13 protein-coding genes are annotated in these 11453 nt (G+C 36.8%); 9 read left to right on the forward strand and 4 right to left on the reverse strand.

Annotated elements, in window-relative coordinates:
- Position 1 precedes the first annotated feature (1 nt).
- Positions 2 to 955, forward strand: a complete 954-nt coding sequence (locus ACTJJG_RS16385) for a M15 family metallopeptidase (protein ID WP_032063492.1) — start codon at positions 2 to 4, stop codon at positions 953 to 955.
- Here the strand turns inward: ACTJJG_RS16385 and ACTJJG_RS16390 are convergent.
- The gene (locus ACTJJG_RS16390; protein ID WP_032063493.1) at positions 952 to 1809 is read right to left on the reverse strand and encodes a LysR family transcriptional regulator; all 858 of its coding nucleotides are present in this window, start codon (positions 1807 to 1809) and stop codon (positions 952 to 954) included. The two genes, ACTJJG_RS16385 and ACTJJG_RS16390, sit on opposite strands and share 4 nt — an antisense overlap.
- A 147-nt stretch (positions 1810 to 1956) precedes the next feature.
- Here ACTJJG_RS16390 and ACTJJG_RS16395 point away from each other — a divergent pair, with 147 nt between their 5' ends.
- The 4 genes from ACTJJG_RS16395 (at position 1957) to ACTJJG_RS16410 (ending at position 5593) form a co-directional block, all read left to right on the forward strand.
- Positions 1957 to 2625 carry an ankyrin repeat domain-containing protein gene (locus ACTJJG_RS16395; protein WP_032056492.1) on the forward strand — a complete coding sequence of 223 codons (669 nt, stop codon included), beginning with the start codon at positions 1957 to 1959 and terminating at the stop codon, positions 2623 to 2625.
- A gap of 16 nt (positions 2626 to 2641) precedes the next feature.
- Complete coding sequence (locus tag ACTJJG_RS16400) at positions 2642 to 3124, forward strand: nucleoside deaminase (protein WP_032056491.1); 483 nt, start codon at positions 2642 to 2644, stop codon at positions 3122 to 3124.
- Positions 3124 to 4305, forward strand: coding sequence for a cyanate transporter (locus ACTJJG_RS16405; RefSeq protein ID WP_032063494.1), 1182 nt, complete (start codon positions 3124 to 3126; stop codon positions 4303 to 4305). The genes ACTJJG_RS16400 and ACTJJG_RS16405 overlap by 1 nt, the downstream gene beginning before the upstream one ends.
- 130 nt (positions 4306 to 4435) lie before the next feature.
- On the forward strand, positions 4436 to 5593 hold the full coding sequence (locus ACTJJG_RS16410; RefSeq protein ID WP_032063495.1) for a winged helix-turn-helix domain-containing protein: 1158 nt from the start codon (positions 4436 to 4438) through the stop codon (positions 5591 to 5593).
- Between the two features lie 37 nt (positions 5594 to 5630).
- On the opposite strand, the gene ACTJJG_RS16415 is transcribed toward ACTJJG_RS16410, so the two are convergent.
- Positions 5631 to 6086 carry a GNAT family N-acetyltransferase gene (locus tag ACTJJG_RS16415; protein WP_032056488.1) on the reverse strand — a complete coding sequence of 152 codons (456 nt, stop codon included), beginning with the start codon at positions 6084 to 6086 and terminating at the stop codon, positions 5631 to 5633.
- Between the two features lie 112 nt (positions 6087 to 6198).
- Between ACTJJG_RS16415 and pdxR the strand changes: the two genes are divergently transcribed.
- Complete coding sequence (gene pdxR, locus ACTJJG_RS16420; protein WP_440608980.1) at positions 6199 to 7674, forward strand: MocR-like pyridoxine biosynthesis transcription factor PdxR; 1476 nt, start codon at positions 6199 to 6201, stop codon at positions 7672 to 7674.
- Between the two features lie 274 nt (positions 7675 to 7948).
- On the opposite strand, the gene ACTJJG_RS16425 is transcribed toward pdxR, so the two are convergent.
- On the reverse strand, positions 7949 to 8608 hold the full coding sequence (locus ACTJJG_RS16425; protein WP_068972723.1) for an epoxyqueuosine reductase QueH: 660 nt from the start codon (positions 8606 to 8608) through the stop codon (positions 7949 to 7951).
- A gap of 454 nt (positions 8609 to 9062) precedes the next feature.
- Here ACTJJG_RS16425 and ACTJJG_RS16430 point away from each other — a divergent pair, with 454 nt between their 5' ends.
- The 3 genes from ACTJJG_RS16430 (at position 9063) to ACTJJG_RS16440 (ending at position 10622) form a co-directional block, all read left to right on the forward strand.
- Complete coding sequence (locus tag ACTJJG_RS16430; protein WP_005076724.1) at positions 9063 to 9356, forward strand: hypothetical protein; 294 nt, start codon at positions 9063 to 9065, stop codon at positions 9354 to 9356.
- 203 nt (positions 9357 to 9559) lie between these two features.
- Entirely contained in the window at positions 9560 to 10024 is a 465-nt protein-coding gene (soxR, locus tag ACTJJG_RS16435; RefSeq protein ID WP_440608981.1) for a redox-sensitive transcriptional activator SoxR, read from the forward strand.
- A 163-nt stretch (positions 10025 to 10187) separates the two neighbouring features.
- Positions 10188 to 10622 (forward strand): I78 family peptidase inhibitor, encoded by a 435-nt coding sequence (locus tag ACTJJG_RS16440; protein WP_069120098.1) that lies wholly within the window; start codon positions 10188 to 10190, stop codon positions 10620 to 10622.
- Positions 10623 to 10694: 72 nt separating this feature from the next.
- Here ACTJJG_RS16440 and ACTJJG_RS16445 read toward each other — a convergent pair whose 3' ends face one another.
- A complete protein-coding gene (locus ACTJJG_RS16445) occupies positions 10695 to 11318 on the reverse strand; it encodes a hypothetical protein (RefSeq protein ID WP_002114520.1) in 624 nt (207 codons plus the stop codon).
- Positions 11319 to 11453: the final 135 nt, after the last annotated feature.

The raw sequence follows: 11453 nt of genomic DNA on the forward strand, positions 1-11453 counted from the left end.
GATGATGATCTTTCTCATTTTCTTTTGCTTTACATGTTTGGCAATTGGTTTAGCGTTTTTAATGTCTTATGAACTCAGGAGTAGAAGCAAAAATTTTGTATTGTCATTACTGCCCCAAGGGCGTAAACAGCTTAATCAGGTTAAACAATTTGCTCAAACCATGAATCAGGCAGCTGCTCCTGAAAAATTACAATCTCATTGGCATTTACAGCAATGGTGGATTGTAATTGCAGGCTTTTTCTTGTTTGCCAGTATATTAGTTTTTGCTTTTACTCGTCCGATTAGTTCAACCCGAATTGAAGCTGAATATCTGAAAAAAACAGATCCTCAAATCTATGCACTTTTAAATGGTGAAATATTATCGCCACCGCCAGAAGTAGATGAAAGCCTAATTGAAGCCGCAATTGTTGAGGCGACGCAGTTAGAGCAGCAATATTCGTCTCAAAATAGTGGAGCTATTAATTCTTCACCGATTGATAACGTCAGTTTCGATGGTCGAGCTATTCTGGACACAAATTTAGTTGATCGTAAATGGGACAAAATGAACCCACGATATAAACAGCGTTTACTCATGGTCTTTAAAATCATGAAAGAACAATATGGTTATGAGTTGGTTCTATTAGAAGGCTATCGTAGCCCAGCACGTCAGAATATGTTGGCGGGCAATCCAAATACGACTAGAGCGAGGGGGTATCAAAGCTATCACCAATTTGGTTTAGCAGCTGATGTAGCATTTAAGCGAAATGGAAAAGTGGTTATTTCTGAGCGAGATCCGTGGGCAATGCAAGGCTATCGATTATATGGTCAAGTCGCCGAATCGGTTGGTTTGACTTGGGGTGGACGTTGGAAATCTATCCAAGATTATGGGCATACCGAGTTCCGTATGCCAGGCTTAAGAAAAACTCAAGAAATGGCAGAAAAACTGATTGCTGAAAGTTCGAATGATATAAGTTAAATATTTATTGAGGATTGAAAACGTTCTTGTAAAACAGTCGTCATTTTATCTACAAGCTGGGAAATTATCCCAGCTTTTTCCCATGTGTAAATTGAAACGGTCATAGGCGGCACAGCTCCTAATGCATCATATCGACGTACTCTCCGGCCATTGGTCGTAGCTACAGGCAATAAAGATAATCCTAATCCTGTTTCAACACTGACTAACACGCTTTCTAGACTACTACCCGTAAATGCAATATACCAACGTCGCCGTTCGCGCTCTAAGGTTGTGAACATTTCGTCCCGATAAAGTCCGCCTTGAGGAAAGGTCACTAAACTTATGGGATCAGACCATGCAGTTGTTGAATTCTCACTTTCAAACCATGCCATTTCTTCTGGGAATGTAGCGTGGTGATCAGCACTGGCCGCAGGTTCTTTGACAATAATAATATCGAACTCACCATTCCGATAACGTTCTGTTAAGTTGCGACTCAAGCCAGAGGTTACGTCTAAACGAATGGAACGATGCTCTTTGGCAAATATACCAAAAACTTCGGCCATTGCTTGGCTCATCATATCTTCTGGTAAACCAATACGAATGGGAATACTTCCTGCTGGATCTTTAAGTAGCGCTTCAGCTTCTTGTTGGAGAGTCAAAATCCTTTGCGCATAACCAATTAGATATTCTCCAGATGCCGTCAATTTGAAAGGTCTTGCTGTCCGATCTATAAGGGCATGACCGACAGATTCTTCAAGTCGTGCTAACTGCTGACTAACTGTTGATTGAGTCAGGTGTAATCGTTCGGCAGCTGCGGTAAAACCGCCAGTTTCAAAAATAGTGACGAAAGCACGTAAAAGGCGAGGATCAAACATATTAGGTACCGCCACACTAAAAAGCCAATAAGATAAGTATTTATAATCTTAATACTATCGATTAAATAATTTAATTTCCAAATACTTTTGGTGATCTTTATTCTATTTATAAAATGTTTAGCCAAAAATTTCTATTGGGAGGCCACCATGCGTAAGTCACTAATATGGATGAATCTGATTGTCGCATTAGGGGCGTCGGGTTTTACAAATATGACGAATGCAATGGGTGAGTATCCTTTACATCAGGCAGTGATAAATAATGACACACAATCTATCAAACGGATTTTATCTCAAAAAGCTTTAATTGATGAGCGAGATGAAACTGGTTCGACTGCTTTGATGGTCGCTACAAGAGCAAATAATGTACATGCTGCTCATATGCTGATAGAGGCTGGTGCCGATGTAAATGCAAAAGACAATATTCAAGACAGTCCATATTTATATGCTGGTGCACAGGGATATTTAAAAATTCTAAGAATGACACTCATGCATGGTGCCGATTTAAAAAGTATTAACCGTTACGGTGGAACTGCGCTAATTCCAGCAGCGGAACGAGGCAATGTTGAAACAGTCCGTACATTAATTGCGGCCGGTGTAGATGTTAATCATGTGAATAATTTGGGTTGGACAGCATTACTTGAGGCCATCATTTTGGGAAATGGAGAACCTAAATATCAACACATTGTAGAGCTTTTATTGAAAGCAGGTGCTGATCCGAACTTGGCAGATAAAGACGGGATAACTCCCTTAGAACATGCGCGGTCACGAGGATACCTCGAAATTGAAAAAAGACTTCTTGCAGCTGGTGCAAAATAGAAAGTGAGAGTATGTGATGGAAAAAGGTGAACAGTTTTTACGTAAGGCGATTGAGCTTGCCTATAACAATATCGAAAAAGGTGGCAGGCCATTTGGTGCTGTGGTTGTAAAAAATGGAGAAATTATTGCTTCAGGCGTAAATCAGATTCTGGTAACGAATGACCCAACCGCACATGCTGAATTACTGGCGATTCGTGCAGCCAGCCAAGTTTTAGGATCTGCCAATTTAGAAGGCTGCTCTGTGTATGCAAGTGGCCATCCATGCCCAATGTGTATGGCTGCGATGCGTTTAGCTGGTATAAAGTCGGTGAGCTATGCTTATTCTAATGAAGACGGAACACCATTTGGTTTGTCTACAGCTGAAATATATATTGAGCTTGCCAAGCCCTTTGCTGAGCAATCAATGAAAATTCAATATATACCGATCAGAGTTGAAAACCGCACTGATCTTTATGCGCATTGGAAGAATTATCAAGCCAATCATTCAGGCTCAAAATAATGAAGCAGTCTGGAGCTTTTTTGACCCAGCCGATGCTCATTGTAACTGTGGCTTTAGTTGGCCTTAATTTAAGACCATTTATAACGAGTATTGGACCATTGATTGCCAATATTCGAACAGCCACTGGTTTAAGCTTACAAGGGATAGCACTACTTACTTTGCTACCGATGATGCTTATGGGAGTCATTGCATTTGTTGGCCCAATATTGCAGAACTATGTCGGCGAACGAAAAGCTATTCTTGGTGCATTGCTGGCCATTTGTGGAGGATGTGCTGTCCGATTTTTATTTCCTACATCCGAAGGATTAATTCTTAGTGCAATATTAATTGGATTCGGAGTTGCGATGATACAAGCGGCTTTTCCCGGTATGATTAAACGAGAATTTAGCCAATATATTGGGCCGATGATGGGGCTTTATTCGGCTATGCTCATGGGAGGAGGAGCACTAGGTGCATGGTTAGCTCCTATAATTTCAAATATAACGGATGTCTGGTCGATTGGCCTAGCTTTTTTTACCATTCCAGCTTTATTTGCATTTATATTGGCGCTTGTCTTTTTACCTATAAAAGTTAGTTCATCCATTCATCATGCGCCTGTACGCAAGTTGTTAAATCAACCTCGAACATGGTTATTAATGATGTGCTTTGGACTTGTAAATGGTGGCTACTCGTCCGTAGTAGCGTGGTTGGCACCTTCTTTTCAAGATCAGGGTTGGAGTGCAGCACAAAGTGGAAAATTACTCGCTTTGCTGGCCTTGAGCCAAGCAGCTTCAGCGCTAATTTTGCCTGTTTTAGCTAGGAAATATAAAGACCGACGTCCATGGTTATGGTTTACGTTGGCAATGCAGCTAGTCGGTTTCTCTGGAATGGCTTTTATGCCTGATTTTGCCTCTATACTTTGGGCAATTTGTTTGGGCGTAGGTTTGGGGGGATGTTTTGCATTAATGCTTATCGTTGCATTAGACCATTTTGATGATCCGACTCATGCAGGTGCTTTATCTGCACTGATGCAGGGTGGTGGTTTTTTACTGGCAGCAATCCCGCCGTGGATTATTGCAATTTTGCATGATCTTACGGGGGTTTACAAAGCAGGATGGCTTTTCCATTTAGCCAGTGTGATATTGGTTGTTATTTTAGTGATTAGATTGGCTCCTAAAAGTTATTTTAAGATGAGTCTGTAAAATGTTGAGTTAGCCGAGATTTTTTTTATAAAGAATTACTGATGCTAAAGCACAAGCAAATTAGGAAATAGTGATAGGATAGAACTGAAATTTTTCTGCTTCTAAATGAATACAACAATATTTGATTTCTATGACTTCTTCTTTGAAACAGCTCACTTTATTTAATCAAGGTTTAGGAAAAACCAGTCGATTTACAAAAGGTGTGGATGGAACTTTACAGGCGATTGAGCATTTAGGATATGTACAGATTGATACCATATCGGTTGTAGAGCGAGCTCATCACCATATATTGTGGAGCCGAGTGCCTGACTATGAATTAAATCATTTAAATAGTTTGGTTCGTGAGCGCCAGATTTTTGAATATTGGTATCATGCCGCATCTTATCTTCCTATGAAAGATTATCGCTATGCATTGCCTGCCATGATGTCTGTCAGGAACGGAGAAAGCCGTTATTTCAATAGAGGTGATCAACACCTTATGAATGAAATTTTGGCACGTGTTCGTGCTGAAGGAAAAATTCGTCTCCGTGATATTGATAAGAATAATAAAAAGAGTTTGGGAAACTGGTGGAATACCGGACCAGGCCGCCGTGCTTTTGAGCAGTTATATATGCAGGGTGACCTGATGATCTGTGAGCGTAACGGAATGGAAAAGGTCTTTGATTTGACCGAGCGCTGCTTGCCTGAAAATATTGATTTAAGTATGCCTACACTTTATGAATATGCGCAGTATTTATTTAATAATACGCTTCGAGCACATGGTGCATTTACATGGAAACAATTAGTTCATCTAAAGAAAAATGATTTAAAAGAAACTATGCGTGTCGTTCTGAAAGAACATATTGATGCAGGTGTTGTATCAGCAATTAAACTTGAGAATGGTCAAACTTTATATGTTGATGTTGCTGCAATGGAACAAAAGGTTAGTACTGATTTTGGTTTAAAAATACTATCGCCTTTTGATAATTCTCTTATTCATCGTGACCGTCTAGCTTCCTTATTTGAATTTGATTACCGCATTGAATGCTATGTACCAGCGGCTAAACGAGTATATGGTTATTTTTGCTTGCCGATCATATATCAAGACGAGTTAGTAGGCCGAGTAGATTGTAAAGCGCATCGTTCTATCAAAGAATTAGAAGTGATTAGCCTACATCTGGAAAAAACAGTAAAAAATAAGGAGCTCTTCTTCTTCGAACTGGAACAAGAGCTCAAGCGTTTTGCTGCGTTTAATCAATGCTCAACTATTAATGACAAAGTGATTAAGCGTATTCGTACTAAAATTTAGACACCCAAAGCACTCCAGCTTTTGGTGTTTTCACTTTTTAGTTTAAAGGCATACGATATTCAATAATTCCTGGTTTTTGTGCAATCCAGTCATAAAGCTTTTGCGCTGTTAGATTGGTTTTTTGAGTATGCCAATATAAACGGTCACAGTTGTGTTTGATTGCTTGCTTCTGCACATATTCAATGAGTTGCTTACCAATGTGTTGCCCACGAACTTCAGGTGAAACATACAGGTCTTCTAGATAACAGTAATTATTTTCTGCCCATGTTGAACGATGAATAACATAGTGCACAATTCCTAAAACCTGCTCACCTTGTTTAGCAACGGCACAGTACACAGGTTCATTTTCATCGAAGAAACGTTCCCATGTTACTTTTGTGACATGAAGGGGTAAATTCACTTGATAAAAATTTTGGTAAGCAAGCCAATATTTTTCCCATTGTGAATAATCTTGCTGCTGAACAGGAACGATTTGAAGACCTTGATTTTGCATAATAATTACACTCTGTTTTAAAGTAATAAAAAATCGACAACTAGAGTGTAGTTTTGATAGTGGTATTTTTATAAGATACACTTTTGATATTTTTCACAGTACCAGTTTTAATATGGCAGCTCCGATTTCTGCATCTTTTCCACATTTAATTTTGCCAAAAGGCCAGATTAAAGATGGACTATATACGGCTTTGCGTGATGCCATTTTAGATGGAAGACTGACTGCCGGAATAAAATTACCCTCAAGTCGTGCTTTGGCAGAGATGATGTCAATTTCAAGAAATTCTGTATTGGCGGCTCTTGAACGATTACTGGATGAGGGATATTTATTTACCAAACCAAGTTCGGGTACCTATGTTGCTGAGGTTGTGCCAGATCAGTTAATACATGTTCAAAAAAATTCAAAAGAAACGTCTAAAAATACTCATCGTTCCTTAAATATTAATCCAAATCTTGAAACTTTATTGGATTCATGGCGCAAGCAGTCATGGTTAAGTAAAAAGAAAAAGATGTTTCATGTAGGGGTAGGTTGTATTGATTTATTTCCTCATCAACTGTGGGGCAAGCTATTAACACAAGCTTGGCGGCAGTCGTATTATCAGCTTGGTCAATTTTACGACCCACGTGGCTATCTACCTTTGCGTCAGGCAATTTGTGAATATGTTCGCTCCACCCGAGGGCTGAACTGCAACGAAGAGCAAATTATTATCGTAAACGGAACGCAGCAAGCTATTCATTTAACAGCCTATGCATTACTTCAAGCAAATGATGAAGTGTGTTTGGATGAGCCGGGATATGATGCAGCTTTTAAGATTTTTCGAAGTTTTGGTGCACAGGTAAATTTGATCGAGAGTGATGAGGAGGGAATGCAAATCTCTGACATTACAAATCATTACTTCAAAAGCAAACTGGTATATACAGCACCTTCACATCAATTTCCTTTAGGAGGAACTTTAAGTTTAGCTCGCCGTTTTGCTTTATTAGATTGGGCAAACAAAGAAGAAAAATGGATTTTTGAAGACGATTATAATAGTGAGTTTCGCTATGGCACTCACCCAATTCAAGCTCTACAAGGTTTAGATCAGCAGCAAAGAGTCATTTATTCTGGCACTTTTACCAAGATGATTTTTCCAGAGTTTCGTTTAGGGTTCATGGTTGTACCTGAAGCATTAATTGAAACCTTTAGTGCAGCTAAATATTATACTGACGTGCGAAGTTCATATTTAGAGCAGGTCGCTTTAGCTCTATTCATTCAACAAGGCCACTATGCTCGACATGTACGTAAAGTTCGAAAAGCATGCTATGAGCGTCAACAAGTATTGATTAACGCTATTAATGAATACCTTTCAGATGTACTCGATGTTCAGCCAACAGATTCAGGCATTCATCTTATATGTTGGTTAAAAGCATCATGGACTGAGCAGGAGTTTATTTCTCATTGCTCGGCATTGGATTTGGAGATTCAACCTCTATCAAGATATTGTCAACTTGAGTCGAAAAAAGCAGCAGTTCTGTTGGGCTATGCTGCACATCAACCTGAGGAAATGGTGGAAAATATCAAGAGACTAGCCATCAGTATCAAAAAGTAAAATAGCTAAACTTTTCAAAATTATATCAGGATTTTAGAGTGATTTTATTTTTAATGAGAAGGGCAAAATATTTATTCGATTTTAATATTTTGATGAAATTTTAAAAAATTTAAATTTAAAAGATTTATTAATCTTATTTTAAGCTAACTTCATTATTTTAATAATATCAAAGCTCAGTACAGTACACCTTTTGGCCACATTCTCCAGATGTGGCCTTTTTTTATTAGGAATAAATACAGCTTAGAATGAATTAATTTTTTAAGGAGAATAGGATTTAATCTTCTTCCATGGCATTACTATAAAACTTAACACCTAGTTTAATTCGGTCTCGACCATTACTCATACGCCAACGGTTGGTGTCACGTAAAGAATATACACAACCGCAATATTCCTGTTGGTAAAATTCCTCTCGCTTACTGATTTCAATCATTCGACTAGAGCCACCATTTTTTCGCCAGTTATAATCCCAATATTGAATATCTGGATAATTGGATGCTGCTCGAATTCCGCAATCATTAATTTGAGCCATATTTTTCCAACGAGAAATTCCTAACGAACTACTGATGAGACTAAAGCCGTGTTCATGTGCATAAAGGGCAGTTCGTTCAAAACGCATATCGAAACACATGGTACAACGAATACCGCGTTCTGGTTCATCTTCCATACCTTTAGCTCGAGCAAACCAATTATCCGTATCATAATCTGCATCGATAAATGGAATATTATGCTTTTCTGCAAAACGAATATTTTCTTCCTTACGGATGAGATATTCTTTTACCGGATGAATATTAGGATTATAAAAAAATATCGAAAATTTAATTCTAGAATCAATTAATGCTTCCATAACTTCTCCTGAACAAGGAGCACAGCAAGAATGAAGTAATAATTGATCATGTCCAGATGGGAGTTCTAATTTTAAACGTTGGGTTGACATAATAAAAAAATAAATTGCAATTCTAATAATTATATATTTTTATTTTGTATAATGTGAACTGAATTATTTTCAATTAAACATGAAATTTATTTAATATTTTAAAATTTATTTATTACTTTATTTGTGGTTTAGTTGAATATAATGAAATAATTAGATTATTAAATATTAAAATTATTTATATCGGCGCTTTTAAATTTATTAACCGAAATACTATATAGTAATATAAAATATAGATAAATTTAATATTTTTTAAAATAATAATATTGAAAGATAGCTAGGTAAGTGATTGATGTTTCTAAATATAATTTGAAATTTTTTATGTTTTTATTGTGATGTGTGTCACAGATAAACCTTATTTTTTCAATTAAAATATTTCTTTAGATTTGTAGCTTTAATAAATCTATACTATAAAACTTGATGTGTTTTTAAATTTAAGTATGTGATTATTTGAGATATGAAAGATTGGCAATGTAAGTATTGTAATGGTTACATTATGGTTAATCATTCAAAGATCAGCGTAGGAGAAAAAGTTTACTTTTTGGTATATAAATTTGATGCAAAGAATGAACGGAAAAAATTATATAAAAAGGGAATTGTAGTTGCTCGCTACGATAATATACTTCACATTGAGTCACGAAAAAAAACTTATAAGATCGAACAAGCTAAGGTCTATCCATTAGGAGCACCAATGCCTTTCGTTTACAACATGTTTTGGGTTTGCGGGTGCCCATGTACCCTAAAAAATTAATTTCTTAAATTTAAATGTCAGCAGCTCATTTTATAAATTTAATTGAATTAGTAATCGTATCAAATTTATTTTCTCAGCTTTTATAGAAAAGTTAAGAGCAATAAACTCAGAAAAATGGCTTTTAGCAGTCAGGTTGGTTGGCTTATTTATTTGACAAAACACAGAGGCTCTCTTATAAACCTCGAGTAAAGTTGAGGTCAATTATGATAAATGAAAATAAAAAAGCTGAACCTAGTCGAGTTTTGACAGTGGGTGAGGTTGCAAAAAGGAGCGGGGTTCCTGTCTCAACGCTGCATTTTTATGAGGCGAAAGGGCTCATAAAAAGTCTAAGAACTAACGGTAATCAACGCCGTTTCCCATTAATCGTTTTAAGATATATTGCGATTATTAAAGTTGCTCAAAGAGTGGGAGTTCCTTTAAATGAAATTAAAGAGGCTCTTAGTGCATATCCTATGGGGAGCAAATTAACAGCTAAACAGTGGAAAGAGTTATCAAGCCATTGGCGAAAAGATCTCGATGATCGTATTCAAAAATTAACGAGGTTACGGGATGAAATGGACTGGTGTATTGGTTGTGGTTGCTTATCACTAGAGCAATGTCCGTTAAGAAATCCAGAAGATGTTTTAGGGCAAGAGGGATCTGGAGCACGAATTTTGGAAAGGCCATGATCGCAATATTTTGATAATTATTTTTAGAAAGGAAAATCTTAAATTCCAATCAATTAAAGAAATGGTGAGTAGAACTCCCAAGAGAGTTTTTTATTGTAAACAAGACACATGAAACATGAATTTTTTTGATATCTTTAATTTTTTTATTAAGAAGCAAAAATTTATGAAAAAAATTATCTTTCTTGGTTTAGCGCTTGTTTCGTTAACGGCTTGTTCATCTGTACAACATAAAGATCCAACTCCACCAAAAATTGGTTCACCAAACCCAGCTAGTCAATATTGTGTTGAACAAGGCGGGAAATTAGAAATTAGAAATGAAGCAAATGGTCAGGTTGGGTATTGTCACTTACCAAATGGCCAAGTCGTGGAAGAATGGAAATTATTCCGTGATAACCAAGCGAACTGTGTAGCAGAAGAAGCTCAAAAATTAGTGGGTCAATCTGGCCTTACTGATGATCAAATTAAACAAAAAACTAAATCAGAAATTGTGCGCAAAGTGGCTCCAGGTCAACCAATGACTATGGATTATCGTATAAACCGAGTTACAGTTACTATTGATCCTGCTTCTAAGAAAATTACTCAGGCAACCTGTGGTTAATATGTTTAATTAAAGTTTGCTAAATCAAATTTTAAAGAAAAGAGCCTGCTGAAAATGCAGGCTTTTTTTACTTTAATTTTCGGAATAATGGATAAGGGGATACTCTTTTTGTTGTGGCAGCTTCTGTAAAGCCTGATTAATTTTGATGAGAAAAATATCCACTTTGTATTGGCTTGGATTGTTGGTGTTGTATGAAGCTCTTTCTTGATAGTTAATTCCGCATCCAATAATTTTCATATTTGCAGGGTTAAAGCTCCAGTCATTTTTATTTTTGATCGAGATATCTAAATCACTATCACATTCTTTCCAGAGTTTTAAAAATTGATTGGAATATACAGCTGGAGCTTCTTGTGCTCGGTAGGCTGTAAATCCTTGCATTTCAGGATTAGCAAACTGAAGGAGATGATTGGTAGGCATTCCTCCCCAAAGTATAGCCGTATCTTTCGGTAGCTTTATCCACGTTATATTCTCTTCTTTAAGAGGCGCAGTTTGCTCATTTTTCTGTTTTGACTTTTGAGATTTGTAAACCAGTTTTGTTCCAACAGGAACCGTTACACCTTTGACTTGAGTGATTTGTGTTGTATAGAAATAAGGCGAATCATCACGGTTACAGCCTGTTGGGTTATAACAACCAATACAACCACTTAATAATAAAATAGGGCAACTTAAAACACTTAATTTGAAAACTCGATCCATTTTTCTTGTCTTTAATTATGTCTAGAAATTTAATATATCAGCTTTTAAATCAATAATAAAAAAAGCCCCTAGCGGACTAGAGGCAGAAAAACATCAGATGCAAGAACAGGTGAATTATGCATCTGAGTTAAGTAG

This window comes from Acinetobacter sp. 22512, from assembly GCF_052044755.1.
GTDB classification, from domain to species: domain Bacteria; phylum Pseudomonadota; class Gammaproteobacteria; order Pseudomonadales; family Moraxellaceae; genus Acinetobacter; species Acinetobacter pittii.